This window comes from Vreelandella aquamarina (genome assembly GCF_044805175.1).
Taxonomy (GTDB): Bacteria; Pseudomonadota; Gammaproteobacteria; order Pseudomonadales; family Halomonadaceae; genus Vreelandella; species Vreelandella aquamarina_B.
In genome coordinates this window covers 587,292-602,966 of the sequence record NZ_CP085232.1, presented here as the reverse complement: position 1 = coordinate 602,966, position 15,675 = coordinate 587,292, and the positions used below count along the sequence as shown (strand labels likewise).

The window sequence follows — 15,675 nt, the reverse complement described above, 5'->3', positions numbered from 1 at the left end:
TAGCAGCGGTTGCGTTCGTGGGGGTTATTCAAAAACACGATTGATAACCACATTGGCGGCATTGTCTTCGCTAATGGGGCCAACGCTAACGCTCTCCAAATCGCCAAATAGGTCACCCGGCTGGGGCATTGCCTGCCCGGATTCGGATACCCGAACCACCAGACGCGCTTCACGTACCTGGGAGATTTGCGCCTGGGGCGACATGGCAGCGGAGTCGTCCAGCACTACCGTCATCGGTAGCTCGGAAACCTGGGCGCGGACCACGGCCAGCGGCGGCAGCTCGCCCGCCACATCCCGGGCGGTGATAAACACCGTAGCATCTTCGCTGACGCTATCCACCAGCGCTTCATCCAGCGATACGTTCACCCGCACGCCCTGGCTCTGGGCCGCAGCGGGCGCCTCCATCGGCACGCCCATGCGCTCTTGCGCGATGCGAATCCCGTCGCGTAACGAGGCTGCCGTATCTGGATCTTCGATATTGGCAACTGCACGACGCCAGCGGTCAACGGCGGTTTCGTAGTCGCCGCTATCAAAAGCGTGGATACCCAGCAGCCCCAGTACAATGGGCTGACGCGGGTCTAGCGCCAGAGTTTCATCCACTAGCGCCTGCACTTCAGGGGTTAGCTCACGCTCGGCCATGAAGAAGCGCAGTTGGGCCAATTGGGCAAGCAGCGGCGGGATACGCCCTTCGATGGCAATCAACCGCTCCAGCGCGTCGGCCGCTTTCTCGGCCTGGCCGGTATCCCGATAGAGCGGGAACAGCGTATTCCACACGTTCGGGTTATTCGGCTGGCGCTCGGCTTCGGCTTCCATGCGCTCTAGGAACATCGTCAGCGACCCGTCGGGGTTGTTTCTCACTTCCTCTTGAATCGCGTAGAGGGTGAGATCCCCCTCTGCCCCGTTCTGCTGGTACCAGAAGGTGCTTGCCCCTACAACGGCGACCATCACCAACGGCACCACTAGCCGCCCGGCGGTGGCGGTTTTCAGCGGGCGTTTGGTTTGTGCGGCGGTATCTTCCAGCAGGCTGCGCTCTAGCTCTAAACGATCTTCGTTAAAGCGGGTCTCATCGATATCGCCGCGCTCGTGGGCGGCTTCCAGCGAGGCTAGGCGGCGCTGGAAGATCGCCACGTTCTGCTCGGCCGAGGTATCGTTGGCTTCGAACCGGCACAGCTGGTCATGTAGCGAGCGAGCGCCACGCATCGGCGCGACCAGCAGCCAAAGCGCGGGCAGTAACAGTAAGGCAATCGCCATCCAAAGCGGTGTCATGAAGACCTCTTACGGTTAATCAGGGCATCCAGGCGGGCACGCTCTTCAGCGCTCAGCGCTTTAGCAGACGCATTGCGGCGGGCGCGTACCATGAGAACCACCACCACGACACCGAGCAGTGCCAAGCCAATGGGCAGCCCCCACAGCAGATAGGTGCGGTTCTCTAAACGGGGGTTGTAAAGAATATACTCCCCGAAACGCTGCACCATGTGGTTGATAATTTCGATATCCGACTGGCCATCCTGCAGCAGTTGGTAAACCCGCTCCCGCATGTCGGCGGAAATCGGCGCATCGGAGTCATCAATGGCTTGATTTTCGCACAGCGGACAGCGCATCGACGAAGTTAGGTCGCGGTAGCGCTGCTCCATTACCGGGTCGTCAAATTCACGGATTTCAATGCCCGCAGCCAAGGCACTAGTCGCTATCGCCAGCAGCGTAACGGTTAACAACCAACGCATTAACGCCATTTTTCCACCTCCGGCAAGATGCGCTCGCGAACATCGTCAGGCGAGATATAGCCTTTGTGGTGATAGCGAATCACCCCTTCAGCATCCACCAGAAACGTTTCCGGCGCGCCGTAAACGCCCAGGTCAAACCCTAGGTCACCCTCTGGGTCGAAAATATTGACTTCAAAGGGGTCGCCAAACTCGCTAAGAAACTCCAGCCCCTTCTCACGGGTGTCGCGATAGTTGACCCCTACCATGCGGATGCCATTATCGGCCAGCTCTAGTAGCTGGGGCATTTCCTGTTTACAGGCGGGGCACCATTCGCCCCACACGTTCACCAGGGTCACTTCACCGTTAAGTAGCGTTTGATCGACCTGACGGTTGGCATCCCGCAGCGTGGTGGCCTCGAATGCGGGAAACTCTCGCGCCATCAGCGCAGAATCCCGGTGGGAGGGGTCACGCCCCAGCCCCTGGTAGAGAAACAGCGCAATGCCCACAAAACCGATGGGTAAAAGTAGAAGCAGCAGGCGTCGCGTCATACCGTTGCCTCCTGTGTGGTTGCCTGGGTAGCGCCTGCGGGCGCTTTTTGACGCGCTGCCGCACGGCGGTAGCGCTTGTCGATGATGGCGAGAATGCCACCGAACGCCATCAGCAAGCCGCCTAACCATAGCCAGCGAACAAACGGCTTGTACTGTATACGCATGGCGTAGCTGCCATCGCCCAGATCTTCACCCATGGCGACATACAGGTCGCGGAACAGGCCCGGGCGCAGCGCCACTTGGGTCATGGGCATACCGGTGGCTAGATAGAGGCGTTTCTCCGGGCGCATGACAAAGCTGCGTCCTTCTTCACCGCGCTGGACTTGGATAATCGAGGTATCCGCCAGGAAGTTCGGGCCACGGCGGTTGGTCAGCTCGGTCATGGTGAACTGATAGCCCGCCACTTCGACGGTGGTGCCCGGCGACATACGCACGTTGCGTTCGATATTGTAGTTCGAGACCACGGCAACACCGACAATGGTAACGGCAATGCCGACATGACCAAGCACCATGCCCCAGTAGGAGAGCGAGAGTTTGCGTAATCCGGCCACCAGAGAGCTAGCGTGGCGGGTTTTATCGAACAGGTCGCGCACCATGGGCAGCACAATCCACAAGGCGGAAACAATACCCAGCGCTACCCAGAGGTTCCACTCGCCGCCATAGAGCAGCGGCATGGCTACCCCCAGCACCATCGATGCAGCACCGGCCAGCCACAGCTTACGCCATAGCTCGCGGCCTCCCATGCTCTTCCAGCGGGCAACCGGCCCAAGCCCCATAAAGATGCACATGACCACCGTTAGCGGTACAAACAGGGCGTTAAAGTAGGGCGGACCCACGCTGATTTTGCCCAGGCCAAGGGAGTCGAGAATCAGTGGGTAAACCGTACCGAGCAGTACGGTCACCGTCATGATGACCAGCAGGATATTGTTGATCAGCAGCAGCGAGTCCCGCGAGAGCCAGTTAAAGCCGACTTTGTGGCTTACCCGCGGAGCGCGCAAGGCAAACACCAGCAGCGACAGCGTGACGGTAATCGCCAGCAGCATCAGGATAAAGAAGCCGCGCGAGGGGTCGTTGGCAAAGGCGTGCACCGAGGTGAGGACGCCAGAGCGCACCAGGAAGGTGCCCATTAACGATAGCGAGAAGGTGGAGATCGCCAGTAACACCGTCCAGCTCTTAAACGAGCCGCGCTTTTCGGTGACCGCCAGCGAATGCACCAGCGCCGTGCCGGTTAACCAGGGCAGTAGCGAGGCGTTTTCTACCGGGTCCCAGAACCACCAGCCGCCCCAGCCAAGCTCGTAATAGGCCCACCAGCTGCCGAGTGCGATGCCCACGGTGAGAAACGCCCAGGCAACGTTGGTCCAGGGCCGCGCCCAGCGGGTCCAGGCAGCGTCCAAACGACCGCCCAGCAGGGCGGCAATAGCAAACGCAAACACCACCGAGAAGCCTACATAGCCCATATAGAGCATCGGCGGGTGAACCACTAGACCAAAATCCTGGAGCAGTGGGTTAAGGTCCGCGCCATCCTGGGGCATATTGGGCAACAGGCGCTCGAACGGGTTGGAGGTTACTAGAATGAAGAGCAGGAAACCGACGCACACCATGCCCATAACACCCTGCACCCTGGCCACCATATCCCGGGGCAGGTCGCCGGAAAACACCGAGGCGGCGTAGCCCCAACCAGCCAGCATCAAACTCCACAGCAGCACGGAGCCTTCATGGTTACCCCACACGGCGCTTAGCTTGTAGTACCAGGGCAGCAGGGAGTTGGAGTTATTGGCCACATTGGCCACGCTGAAATCATCCAGCATGTAGCTAGCGGTTAAACAGAGGTAAGCGATGGTGATAAATAGAAACTGGCCGGTAGCCATTGGCCGACCATAGGCCATCCACAGCGGCCGGCGGGTCGCCGCTCCTGCCAACGGCATCACCGCCTGCACCACGGCCATCAACAGCGCGATGACCAGCGCAAAGTGGCCGATTTCAGGAATCATCTTAATTAACATGGGTGCTCCGAATTAGCATAAGGCTTTACCACTTGCAGGCTGCGTCAAGCCGTTAATCGTTGCTTGTTTCTGGGGAGCCTTCCTGCTCCAGGCGCTTGCCCACTTCGGCGGCTTTGGCTTGGTAATCCGCTGGGGAGTAGCCTGCCTCTTCCAGCGCCTGGGCGACTTCGGGCGGCATATAGTTTTCATCGTGGCGCGCCAGCACTTTATCGGCATAGAGGCGGCCATCCGCCTGCAGCTCGCCCACCACCACTACGCCCTGCCCTTCGCGGAACAGATCCGGCAGGATACCGCTGTAGTAAACCTCTAGATCATCCACATAGTCGGTCACGACGAACTCGACATCCAGGCTTTCCGGGTCGCGGAAGACCGACCCCTCTTTCACCATGCCTCCGGCGCGTATTTGGCGCTCTAAGGGGGCGTCCCCTTGAGCAATTTGCACCGGGCTAAAAAACAAATTGATATTGGCGCGCAGCGCATAGAGGGTGAGTCCTACGGCCACTGCCGTAAGCGACAATAACCCCAATATGACAAATAGCTTCTGTTTACGTTTAGGCGTCATTGCGAACGTCCCCTTGAGCAGAGTTAACCGGTTCCTGCGCTGGCGGTGCGTCATACGGCTGGGCATGGCGCTGGGCTTTTTCACGGCGTACCCGGCGCTTTACCGCGCTCAGTAGCTGACGCCGCTCTTGCCGCGCATGCCACAAAATAACCAGCATTAACAGCGCAGTGACTCCCCAGGCAGCCCACACATAAACCGCATGGCCACCCATGGCAAAGAATTCATTCAGCGAGGAGAAAGCCATCAGTTCCCCTCCTCGGCAAGTTCGCGCACCCAGTGCTTGTTGGTTTCCCTACGCAGAATCTCGCTGCGGGTACGCATCAGGGTCAAGGCAATAAAAAAGCAGTAGAAACCCAACACCATAATCAACAGCGGCGCCCACATATCCATCGTCATGGCAGCACGGCCGGTAATGGTGAAGGTGGCGGGCTGGTGTAGGGTGTACCACCAATCCACCGAATACTTAATAATCGGAATATTGATAACGCCTACCATGGCCAACACCGAAGCAGCCCGAGAGCCGCTGTCTCGGCTGCTAAAGGCGCCGCGCAGAGCAATAACGCCCAAATAGAGAAACAGCAGAATCAGCATGGAGGTTAATCGCGCATCCCACATCCACCAAGTACCCCAGGTGGGAACGCCCCACACGGCACCGGAAAAGAGTGCCACGAAGGTCATCGCGGCTCCCAGCGGGGCCATCACGGTGGCGGCCATATCCGCCACCTTGATTTTCCAGACCATAAACACCAGCCCCGAGACCGCCATGGAGACAAAGATGGATTGCGCTAAAAACGCGGCGGGAACATGCACGTAGATAATGCGGAAGCTATTGCCCTGCTGGTAATCCGCAGGCGCGAACGCCAGCCCCCATACCGTACCCACCAGTAGCAGCAGTGCTGCCGCCACCCAAAACCAGGGCTGCAGCTTAGCGCTAATCGCATAAAACCACTTGGGTGATCTCAACTTATTTAAAAAGGCCCACATGGTAGTTCCGTCCTTTAACCGTTGATGCTAATGCGTAGCGATGCAGCGATCGCCCAGGGCGCTAACATCAGCGAAAGTGCTAATAGAGCCCCCAGAATAGCCAGATGCGCCGCCATGCCTTCACCGAAAATAGCGGCTTGCACGGCACCTGCGCCGAAAATAAGCACCGGGATATAGAGTGGCAGCACCAGCAAGGAGAGCAGTACCCCCCCCCGTGCAAGCCCTACAGTGAGTGCAGCCCCAATGGCACCGATCAGGCTTAAACTGGCGGTACCCAGTGCCAGCGATAGCGCCAAAACCGCATAGCTCCCCGCGGGTAGCGCCAGCATAATGCCTAGCAGCGGTGCCATAAGCGCCAGTGGTAAACCAGTGAGTAGCCAGTGCACCGCTACTTTGGCTAGCCCTAGCGCAGCCAAGGGCTGGGGTGCCAGCAGTAGCTGCTCCAGGCTGCCGTCGTCGTAGTCACTGCGAAACAGGCTATCTAACGAGAGCAGTGCCGCAAGCAGTGCGGCGACCCATAAAAGCCCCGGGGCGATGTCCGCTAACAGCGCTGGATCCGGCGAAATGCCGATGGGAAACAGGGTAATCACCAGGGCAAAGAACACCAATGGATTTAGCACTTCGCCGCGGCGACGCAGCATCAGGGTTAAATCACGCTTGAGAGTCGCTTTAATTGCCACCAGCAAACCGCCCCGGGGTTCCTGTATAACAACCTCAGGGGTGCCCGATTGAGCGTATGAACGTTGCAACGCTATCTCCTTCTTACCCCAGCTGAACGCGCCTAAGCATAGGTGACTCGGTTAATGCGTGATGAGTGGTAACCAATACACAGCCGCCAGACTGAGCATGTGCCACTAGCTGCGCCTCCAGGGCTGCAACACCTTGGCGGTCAATCGCTGTAAAGGGTTCATCTAGTACCCAGAGCGCTCGCTTGGTGAGTGTTAATCGTGCCAGAGCGATACGCCGCTGTTGTCCAGCAGAGAGCTGCCCTGCGGGCACATCTTCAAAGCCGGCCAAGCCCACGGCGGCTAGCGCTGCTTCGCGTTCGGGCTCACTCCCTTCTTCACCGCTAAGCGCCTGATACCACGATAAGTTTTCAAGCGGCGAAAGGCCTGCCTTAACACCGGGGGCATGGCCTAAATAGAGTAAATTTGCGAGAAAATGTTCACGGACTTGACGCATCGGCGCGCCGTTCCAAAAAAGCTCGCCACGGTATTCGGTTAACTGTCCTGAGAGTATTTTTAGCAGCGTTGTTTTGCCACTACCGTTCGGACCTTCAATGCGCACGATCTCACCGCTTTGAATATCGAGATCGAGCCCTTCAAACAGCCAACGGTCGTCGCGTTCACAGGCCAATTGTCGGGCTTGTAGGCACAGGCTCAAAAGACACTCCAGGCACGTTGATTTTGGGTCGAACTCTACACGGAAAGGCCCTTTCCCGCCAGTCGCGCTCTGCGGTCTTGGGTCGCAGCGTGATCTGACTCAATTTCCATTTGATAAACCCAGTGTTAAGAGAGTACTAGAACTGTATGCAAAAACAGGCTTATACTACAAATACTGTATGAATAGACATCACAGAATAAAATTACAGCTATCGACTCAATCACACGCCTTGGCAACGGGCGCTGCATGGGAGAACCGCTATGACGACTTTCCTACCCCCGCAGGTAACGTCTCACATACCTTCTTACGTACCATCTCACATACCTTCTCACCTATCCGCTCAGACGCTGCCTCAACCGGTGGCGTCATCTATACAACACTCACAGCACCTACAGCATCCCCCACAGCCACGCAGCACCTTTTTGCATACTCGCCAAGGGAACACACCGCGCCGTGTCACCCGACGCAACACTTACGCTTTGCGTATTCGCGGGGACCGTATGCGCGACTGCAACCTATTCGATGGCGACGTCATCATTATCCATCGCCACCAGCACGATGCTCATCAAGAAACCGCTGTAGCGACGATTAATCATCGAGAAGTTGCGTTAAAGCAGCTCTCTATTAGCCGCTTGGGGATTCATTTATGGCCCGAAGATGCAGCCATGCCCGACCTCTTCCTGCATAATTGCGATATCCAGGTGCTGGGCATGGTGATGGGTGTGGCTCACCACGCCGCCGAGACCCGGCACCACTAATTGGTTACCTACTCTGCCGGGAGTACTATTTGCGTTATCGAGTCCCTAATTTAGCCCCTGAGACATGGCACACCGCCGAGATTGACGTCGAAAAGAGCCAGTTCTTGGCCTGGCTGTGCCACGCACCCAACACTGCCGCCTTTGATGCGTTACTGCAGGCCGCTAAAGCCGCCCACCCCAGCGCCAGCCACCACTGCACCGCATTTATCGCCGGCCCTCCGGGGGAGCAAACACATATCGGCTTTTCTGACGACGGCGAGCCTGGCGGAACCGCAGGCCGCCCAATGTTCCAAGCGCTGCAAGGCAGCCAAATAGGCGAAATTGGCTGCGTGGTGATTCGCTACTTCGGCGGCACCAAGCTAGGCACAGGGGGCTTGGCTCGCGCCTATGCACAGGCGGTGAATGCAGGACTCGAGTTACTACCCACCCGAGAAGTTATCGAACGAGACAGCTATTTATTGAAGGTTGGCTTTGCTCATGAAGCGCAAACCCGCGCCTGGTGCGACGAGCAGTCGCTCCCTGTTCAGCAGGCGGAGTACGATGGCGACGGCGTTCGCTTGACCATTGGCTGGCCACGGGATGTGGCGCTAGACATCAGCGGTCTGGAAAACCGCCTCAAAACGGGTATTGAGCTCCAACGAGCATAAAAAAACGCGGCTTACACGAGCGCTTGCTCGGTAAACCGCGTTCTATAGCGGCAGAAGTACTATCTAACTAGCTGCTTAACCCAGGTACTTGATCATCACCCCAGCAGCCACCGCCGAGCCAATGACCCCAGCAACGTTCGGGCCCATGGCGTGCATCAACAGGAAGTTATGCGGATTCGCCTCTAAACCCACCTTGTTGGCAACACGTGCCGCCATCGGTACGGCGGAAACCCCTGCCGCGCCAATCAGCGGGTTGATGGGCATTTTGCTGACCAGGTTCATCAGCTTGGCCATCAATACCCCAGCGGCCGTGCCAATACCGAAGGCTACGATCCCCAGCCCCAGGATTCCCAGGGTTTCAAATGCCAGGAAGCTCTCGGCCATGAGCTTTGAGCCCACGGAGAGACCGAGGATAATCGTCACGATATTGATCAGTGCGTTTTGCGCGGTATCGGAGAGACGCTCCACCACGCCACACTCGCGCATCAGGTTACCGAAGCAGAACATCCCCAGCAGCGGTGCGGCGTCCGGCAGAAACAGCGCTACCGCAATCAGTAGCATCAGCGGGAAGACCACTTTTTCGAGCTTGGAGACCGGACGCAGTTGCGTCATGGTGATCTTGCGCTCTTTTTCAGTGGTCAGCAGACGCATGATCGGCGGCTGGATCAGTGGCACCAGCGCCATATAGGCGTAAGCGGCCACGGCAATCGCCCCGAGCAGTTCCGGTGCCAGCACGCTAGAGACATAAATCGAGGTCGGGCCATCCGCCCCGCCGATAATACCAATCGCCGCCGCCTGGTTGAGCGAGAAGTCCATAATGCCCATGGACGTGAGCAGCACCGCGCCGAACAGCGTGGCAAAGATACCGAACTGGGCCGCCGCGCCCAGGAATAGCGTGCGCGGGTTAGCCAGCAGCGGGCCGAAATCGGTCATCGCCCCAACGCCCATAAAGATCAGCAGCGGCGCAATGCCCGAGCCAATAGCCACTTTATAGAAGTTGTAGAGCATGCCGTCGCTGTAGCCGACACCCACCGCGATATCTTTCGCGGCCCGCAGTTGATCTGGTGCGGCCGAGTCGTGAGCGATAGCTTTCAGCGTTTCGCGCCAACCCTCGACACCGGCCAGCGGGTCAAGAGTAGCACCCAGCGCGGCCGCCATTTGCTGCAGCACGGCGGGCTTGGCGACTTCAATCGCCTGATCCAGCGCTGAAATGGCAAGGCCAGCTTCAGGAATATTAGCAAGAATACCGCCAAAGCCGATTGGCACCAGCAACAGGGGTTCGAACTTCTTATAGATCGCCAGATAGAGCAGCCCAAGCCCTACCAGGATCATAACCGCTTGGCCCAGCTCCAGGTTATAAAGCCCAGAGCCTTCCCATAAGGTGATTAATTTATCCATTCCCGAGTAGCCCTTAAAGCTCAATCAGTGCATCGCCAACGGCGACGCTATCGCCTTCGCTGACATTGACTTTAGATACCGTACCGGCACTGCTGGCACGCACTTCGGTTTCCATCTTCATGGCTTCTAGAATAATCACCACGTCACCTTCGGCCACTTGGTCGCCTGGACGCACGTTCACCTTGAAGATATTGCCCGCCAGCGGCGCGTCGATGCTAACACCGCTCGGGGCGGAGGCAGCCTCTTGGGGCTGGGCAGCAGGCTGCTCCTGGATAGCACCGATTTCACCCCCTTCAGCGACTTCGACCACGTACGCTTTACCGTTGAGCTTAACGGTGTAAGTTTCCGGACCGCCTGCCGCCGCCGGTGCCGAGGCAGTGCTGGCAGCCTCCGGCTTGGCGGGCGCTGCTGCCTGCGGGGCCTGGGGCGCTGGCTCGAAGGCATCCTTGTTGTCGCGGTTTTTGAGGAATTTCAGGCCAATCTGCGGGAACAGAGCGTAGGTCAGCACGTCGTCTATTTCCCGCTCGCCGTCAGCAAGGCGGATATTGTCAGCGCTGGCTTTCTCTTTTAGCTCGGCGGCGAGTTTATCCATCTCTGGAGAGAGGTTATCCGCCGGGCGGCAGGTAATCGGCTCGCCACCTTCCAGCACGCGCTTTTGCAACTCGGCATTAAAGGGAGCCGGCGCGGAGCCGTATTCGCCTTTCAGCAGCGCCTGAACCTCTTTAGAGATCGACTTATAGCGCTCACCCATCATGACGTTCATCACCGCTTGGGTGCCAACGATTTGCGAGGTAGGCGTCACCAGCGGAATAAAGCCGAGGTCTTCCCTTACGCGGGGAATTTCGCTCAGCACGTCATCCAGCTTATCGCCGGCACCCTGCTCTTTTAGCTGGCTCTCCATATTGGTGAGCATACCGCCCGGCACCTGAGCCACCAGAATGCGCGAATCAATGCCCCGCAGCGAGCCTTCAAAGGCGGCGTACTTTTTGCGCACTTCGCGGAAGTAGCCTGCGATATCTTCCAGCAGCTCCAGATCGAGCCCAGTGTCGCGGTCGGTATCTTTGAGCATGGCAACCACAGACTCTGTCGGGCTATGGCCGTAGGTCATCGACATAGAAGAGATGGCCGTATCGACGTTATCAATGCCCGCTTCCACCGCTTTCAGGATGGTCGAGGTGGATAAGCCGGTGGTCGCATGGCAGTGCAGGTGTACCGGAATCGAGAGTTCTTTTTTCAGCCGTGACACCAGATCATACGCTGTGTATGGCGTCAGCAGCCCCGCCATATCCTTGATAGCCAGGGAATCTGCACCCATTGCGGCAATGGTTTTTGCAAGATCTACCCAGCTATCCAGGGTATGTACCGGGCTCACCGTGTAGGAAATGGTGCCCTGTGCATGACCGCCAACTTGGCGAACCGCTTTAATAGCGCGCTCCAGGTTGCGCGGGTCGTTCATGGCATCAAACACGCGGAACACGTCAACGCCGTTCGTTTTAGCGCGCTCAACGAATTTATCGACCACATCGTCAGCGTAATGGCGGTAACCCAGCAGATTTTGGCCACGCAGCAGCATCGCTTGGGGCGTGTTCGGCATTGCCTCTTTTAGGGCGCGGATACGCTCCCACGGGTCTTCTCCTAAATAGCGAATGCACGCGTCGAAAGTGGCACCACCCCAGGTTTCTAAAGACCAGTAACCCACCTTATCCAGCTTCTCGGCGATGGGCAGCATATCGTCCAAGCGCAAGCGGGTAGCGAAAAGCGACTGGTGCGCATCGCGCAGGACAACATCAGTGATTCCCAGAGGACGTTTTGTTTCGTTCATGGTCGTGGCTCACAGTTTGCGTTATGAATTTGTAGTAAATTTAACAAAAAAATAGCAAGTAAAGCTAAAGATAGCCGTAAAAACATTCAGTTTATGGCCGGCGAGATGACCGATAACGGTGCACTGCAGCACTAATTACCGCAACTACCTCATCGTTCTGACTGCTAGTATCGGTTGTTTTTACACTATTTCGGCCCGCAGGTGCTGCGGCTGAAGCAGGCTGAAAGCGACCAATCAGCTTTGACATCAGCGTCATGCTGATTACCAAAATAGTAAGAAAAACAAAAACGAACCCCATACCCAACCCCATCAGGGCAAGACCCTCTTGGAGCAACTCCGTCTCTTGCATACCGCATTCTCCTTATTTTATAAGGTTATTGGCACACCAAATGCCTCTAACGGCGCTTGGCGCAATGAGGGTAATACACTAACCTGCCACATCCAGGATAGATTGCAATCGCGCCATAGTGGAAGTCATGGTTGTTAATTTACTACATAAAGGCAAGATCGGTCTTGCACCGATGGAAGGCGTTATCGATGCGCTCACCCGCGACCTACTGACTCGCCAGGCCGGTTTTGACTGGTCAGTGACAGAGTTTGTCCGGGTGGTGGATACCCGCCTCCCCCCACGAGTGTTTTACAAACACTGCCCCGAACTCATCGAGCGCCCGGTAGCGACGCCTAGCGGCGTGCCGGTTCATCTGCAGCTGCTTGGTTCCGACCCACAGGCGTTAGCTGAAAATGCCCGCCAAGCGCTTGCGTTAGGGGCGATCAGCGTGGACCTCAACTTTGGCTGCCCGGCCAAGCTGGTGAATCGCCACGATGGCGGCGCGTCGCTGCTACGTCAGCCCGACCGCGTCTATCAGGCAGTTAAAGCCGTCGCAGAAGCGCTAGACGGTGAAATTCCGGTCACTGCCAAGATTCGTCTGGGTTTTGCCAATCGGCGCTTAGCAGTAGCCTGCGCCCAGGCCACCGAGGCTGGCGGCGCGGCGCGCCTGGTCGTACATGGCCGCACACGGGATGAAGGCTATCGCCCACCTGCCCACTGGGAGTGGATTGGCAAAGTACGCCATCATGTTTCCATTCCCGTGGTGGCTAACGGCGATATTTGGACGCTAGAGGATTACTGGAAAGCACGCACGCTCTCTGGCTGCCGAGATGTCATGCTCGGGCGCAGCGCGCTGGCTGACCCATGGCTCGCCCCCCGCATCCGCCACTGGCAACAGAGCGGCGAACGCCTACCGGAAACCACCTGGGAAATGCGCGCCAGCGTTCTTCAAGAGTATGCCGCGCTACAGCGTCAACACCTGCCAGATCGCATCGTCGTCTCTTTGGTGAAACAGTGGTTGGCACAGATGCGCCAAGGTAATTCTGAAGCAGACCAGCACTTTCAGCGCCTAAAACGCCTGACAGATCTAGATACGCTGCTTAGCAATCTAATCCCAGCCACCACTACCATCGTCACCCACGAGACCGTGTAGGGTTAGTAGCGATATCTTACGGCCATAGATAGACAACTGGCCGTCAGACCAAAAAAAAGCGCCCTTCCGCAATATTGCGGGGGCGCTTTACACGATCGCAAGACTAACGCGCGAGCCACGTTAGTCAGGCTAGAAAGCAGAAAACCCGCTCTCCTATGAGAGCGGGTTTTTAGAATCTGGCGCGCCCGGGAGGATTCGAACCTCCGACCACCTGATTCGTAGTCAGGTACTCTATCCAGCTGAGCTACGGGCGCTTGTCAGTCAATGCTTATCAAACAACGACTAATCGATAAGCAGAGAAAACACTGTAACATCAAATACTTACTTTTGCAACTTGGCGCGCCCGGGAGGATTCGAACCTCCGACCACCTGATTCGTAGTCAGGTACTCTATCCAGCTGAGCTACGGGCGCATATCAAATTGCGATGCTACATAATGCGGTTGGCGGAGAGAGAGGGATTCGAACCCTCGATAGGGCTATAAACCCTATACTCCCTTAGCAGGGGAGCGCCTTCAGCCACTCGGCCACCTCTCCTCAACGGCACGGCGCGAATATTACCGATTCTGGCGACTGGTGTCCAGTCTTATTCCGATTTTTTTCGCGCCGACTACCATTCACCGTTTAAACGCCCTCTAATGAGCGTGATAACGGCAGTCATTTATTCGGCTTCACTTTCGCTATTACGTTCACGCTGAATACGCTGATAGATTTCTTCACGGTGTACCGCGACATCTTTTGGTGCGTTCACACCAATGCGCACTTGATTACCTTTCACACCTAACACTGTGACGGTGATTTCATCACCAATCATCAATGTTTCGCCAACGCGGCGGGTTAGGATGAGCATGGCTGATCTCCTTCTCAGACGTTTTATACAACGGGATGTGTCCGCCAGCAGCGCCACCACGCCATTATGCGGCATGGTGGCGCTTGCACCAATGGCTTTGGCCCTATGACACCCTAACCTCCCGTTGAAAGAAAGCTCACCACCACACGGCAGCGAGTCCCTTCAGCGTAGAAGGTTTAGGTCACAGTTGTTATTCAGATTCGATATCGGACCTATCGAGACCAAACGCTTTGTGTAAGGCGTTAACTGCCAGTTCCATGTGTTTCTCGTCAATCACAACAGAAATCTTAATTTCTGAGGTGGAAACCATACGGATATTGACATTTTCATCGGCCAATACGCGGAACATTTTAGAGGCAACGCCCGCGTGAGAACGCATACCCACGCCTACCAGCGACACCTTGGCAATGTTGTCGTCGCCGCGCAGCTCGCCGCCGCCCAGGTCAGGAATGACAGTCTCTTCTAATAGCTTTTTAGTAGCCTTGTAGTCGCCTTTCGCCACGGTAAAGGTAAAGTCAGTGTAATCGCCAGCTGGTGCCACGTTCTGGACAATCATATCGACTTCAATATTGGCGTCGGCAATCGGGCCCAAAATGCGTGACGCCACACCGGGGACATCCGGTGTGTTCAGCAGGGTGAGCTTAGCTTCGTTCTTAGTGAACGCGATACCGGAGATTAGCGGTTCTTCCATGGAGTCCTCGTCTTGGTCTGAATCAGCAACAATCAGGGTGCCTGGGCCGTCTTCAAAGCTAGACAGTACCCGCAGCGGCACATTGTATTTACCGGCGAATTCAACAGCGCGAATTTGCAGTACTTTGGAACCCAAACTGGCGAGTTCGAGCATCTCTTCTACGGTGATAGTTTCAAGGCGCTGCGCCCTGGAGCATACGCGGGGATCGGTGGTGTAAACACCATCTACATCGGTATAGATTTGGCACTCATCGGCCCCCAGGGCAGCGGCAAGCGCCACTCCGGTCGTGTCAGAGCCGCCACGGCCTAGCGTGGTGATATTGCCGTCTTCGTCGACACCCTGGAAACCAGCAACCACCACCACCTTGCCTGCATCCAGGTCAGATTTAAGATCATCCGTTTCAATACGCTGAATACGCGCTTTGGTGTAGGCGCTATCGGTGTGAATCCCTACCTGGGCACCTGTATGCGAAGTCGCCGGCACACCGATTTGCTGCAGCGCCATGGCCAGCAGAGAAATGGTTACCTGCTCACCTGTCGAGAGCAGCATGTCCATTTCACGCGGGGCGGGGTCATCGTTCAGGGAGTGAGCCATATCGGTCAGGCGATTGGTTTCTCCGCTCATCGCAGAGACAACGACAACTACTTGGTGCCCCTGGTCGCGAAAGCCTTTAACTTTTTCCGCCACGGCCTTGATACGGTCGACAGAGCCCACCGAGGTGCCGCCGAACTTCTGTACGTATAATGCCATATGCCGTTTTTCCTTTACGTTCGGGAATGGAGGGTGAATATTGTTATTGCTAATTTTCCTAACTAGCAAAAAGGCCGGTAGCAAATAATGCCACCGG

The 15,675-nt window shown here is 56.9% G+C and carries 17 protein-coding genes and 3 tRNA genes; 3 read left to right on the top strand and 17 right to left on the bottom strand.

Annotated elements, in window-relative coordinates; all coding sequences use genetic code 11:
• Positions 1 to 24: 24 nt before the first annotated feature.
• The 9 genes from ccmI to ccmA are packed head-to-tail and all read right to left on the bottom strand — an operon-like array spanning position 25 to position 7,183.
• Complete coding sequence (ccmI, locus tag LG300_RS02860; RefSeq protein WP_404376916.1) at positions 25 to 1,266, bottom strand: c-type cytochrome biogenesis protein CcmI; 1,242 nt, start codon at positions 1,264 to 1,266, stop codon at positions 25 to 27.
• On the bottom strand, positions 1,263 to 1,733 hold the full coding sequence (locus LG300_RS02855; RefSeq protein ID WP_404376915.1) for a cytochrome c-type biogenesis protein: 471 nt from the start codon (positions 1,731 to 1,733) through the stop codon (positions 1,263 to 1,265). Before LG300_RS02855 ends, ccmI begins: the two co-directional genes overlap by 4 nt.
• Entirely contained in the window at positions 1,724 to 2,251 is a 528-nt protein-coding gene (locus LG300_RS02850) for a DsbE family thiol:disulfide interchange protein (RefSeq protein WP_404376914.1), read from the bottom strand. The genes LG300_RS02855 and LG300_RS02850 overlap by 10 nt, the downstream gene beginning before the upstream one ends.
• On the bottom strand, positions 2,248 to 4,254 hold the full coding sequence (locus LG300_RS02845) for a heme lyase CcmF/NrfE family subunit (protein WP_404376913.1): 2,007 nt from the start codon (positions 4,252 to 4,254) through the stop codon (positions 2,248 to 2,250). Before LG300_RS02845 ends, LG300_RS02850 begins: the two co-directional genes overlap by 4 nt.
• A 52-nt stretch (positions 4,255 to 4,306) precedes the next feature.
• Positions 4,307 to 4,816, bottom strand: a complete 510-nt coding sequence (gene ccmE / locus LG300_RS02840) for a cytochrome c maturation protein CcmE (protein ID WP_404376912.1) — start codon at positions 4,814 to 4,816, stop codon at positions 4,307 to 4,309.
• On the bottom strand, positions 4,806 to 5,060 hold the full coding sequence (ccmD, locus tag LG300_RS02835) for a heme exporter protein CcmD (protein ID WP_404376911.1): 255 nt from the start codon (positions 5,058 to 5,060) through the stop codon (positions 4,806 to 4,808). The genes ccmE and ccmD overlap by 11 nt, the downstream gene beginning before the upstream one ends.
• Entirely contained in the window at positions 5,060 to 5,800 is a 741-nt protein-coding gene (locus LG300_RS02830; protein ID WP_404376910.1) for a heme ABC transporter permease, read from the bottom strand. The genes ccmD and LG300_RS02830 overlap by 1 nt, the downstream gene beginning before the upstream one ends.
• A 14-nt stretch (positions 5,801 to 5,814) precedes the next feature.
• The gene (gene ccmB / locus LG300_RS02825; protein ID WP_404377966.1) at positions 5,815 to 6,555 is read right to left on the bottom strand and encodes a heme exporter protein CcmB; all 741 of its coding nucleotides are present in this window, start codon (positions 6,553 to 6,555) and stop codon (positions 5,815 to 5,817) included.
• Positions 6,556 to 6,562: 7 nt separating this feature from the next.
• Positions 6,563 to 7,183: a cytochrome c biogenesis heme-transporting ATPase CcmA gene (gene ccmA, locus LG300_RS02820; protein ID WP_404376909.1), complete on the bottom strand. Its 621-nt coding sequence runs from the start codon at positions 7,181 to 7,183 to the stop codon at positions 6,563 to 6,565.
• 422 nt (positions 7,184 to 7,605) lie between these two features.
• Between ccmA and LG300_RS02815 the strand changes: the two genes are divergently transcribed.
• Entirely contained in the window at positions 7,606 to 7,941 is a 336-nt protein-coding gene (locus LG300_RS02815; protein WP_404376908.1) for a LexA family protein, read from the top strand.
• A 29-nt stretch (positions 7,942 to 7,970) separates the two neighbouring features.
• Positions 7,971 to 8,588, top strand: coding sequence for an IMPACT family protein (locus tag LG300_RS02810; RefSeq protein WP_404376907.1), 618 nt, complete (start codon positions 7,971 to 7,973; stop codon positions 8,586 to 8,588).
• Between the two features lie 75 nt (positions 8,589 to 8,663).
• On the opposite strand, the gene LG300_RS02805 is transcribed toward LG300_RS02810, so the two are convergent.
• The 3 genes from LG300_RS02805 to LG300_RS02795 form a co-directional block, all read right to left on the bottom strand.
• Positions 8,664 to 9,986, bottom strand: a complete 1,323-nt coding sequence (locus LG300_RS02805) for a sodium ion-translocating decarboxylase subunit beta (protein ID WP_404376906.1) — start codon at positions 9,984 to 9,986, stop codon at positions 8,664 to 8,666.
• A 13-nt stretch (positions 9,987 to 9,999) separates the two neighbouring features.
• Positions 10,000 to 11,808 (bottom strand): sodium-extruding oxaloacetate decarboxylase subunit alpha, encoded by a 1,809-nt coding sequence (oadA, locus tag LG300_RS02800; RefSeq protein WP_404376905.1) that lies wholly within the window; start codon positions 11,806 to 11,808, stop codon positions 10,000 to 10,002.
• 91 nt (positions 11,809 to 11,899) lie between these two features.
• Positions 11,900 to 12,157, bottom strand: coding sequence for an OadG family protein (locus LG300_RS02795; protein ID WP_404376904.1), 258 nt, complete (start codon positions 12,155 to 12,157; stop codon positions 11,900 to 11,902).
• 127 nt (positions 12,158 to 12,284) lie between these two features.
• Here LG300_RS02795 and LG300_RS02790 point away from each other — a divergent pair, with 127 nt between their 5' ends.
• Entirely contained in the window at positions 12,285 to 13,289 is a 1,005-nt protein-coding gene (locus tag LG300_RS02790) for a tRNA dihydrouridine synthase (protein ID WP_404376903.1), read from the top strand.
• 177 nt (positions 13,290 to 13,466) lie between these two features.
• Here the strand turns inward: LG300_RS02790 and LG300_RS02785 are convergent.
• The 5 genes from LG300_RS02785 to LG300_RS02765 all read right to left on the bottom strand — a co-directional run bounded on the left by LG300_RS02785 (position 13,467) and on the right by LG300_RS02765 (position 15,578).
• Positions 13,467 to 13,543 (bottom strand) — tRNA-Arg (locus LG300_RS02785).
• Between the two features lie 81 nt (positions 13,544 to 13,624).
• Positions 13,625 to 13,701, bottom strand: a tRNA-Arg gene (locus LG300_RS02780).
• Between the two features lie 30 nt (positions 13,702 to 13,731).
• Positions 13,732 to 13,824: transfer RNA gene (locus LG300_RS02775), tRNA-Ser, on the bottom strand.
• Between the two features lie 124 nt (positions 13,825 to 13,948).
• On the bottom strand, positions 13,949 to 14,137 hold the full coding sequence (csrA, locus tag LG300_RS02770; RefSeq protein WP_039180068.1) for a carbon storage regulator CsrA: 189 nt from the start codon (positions 14,135 to 14,137) through the stop codon (positions 13,949 to 13,951).
• Between the two features lie 190 nt (positions 14,138 to 14,327).
• Positions 14,328 to 15,578 (bottom strand): aspartate kinase, encoded by a 1,251-nt coding sequence (locus tag LG300_RS02765; RefSeq protein ID WP_404376902.1) that lies wholly within the window; start codon positions 15,576 to 15,578, stop codon positions 14,328 to 14,330.
• Between the last annotated feature and the right edge of the window lie 97 nt (positions 15,579 to 15,675).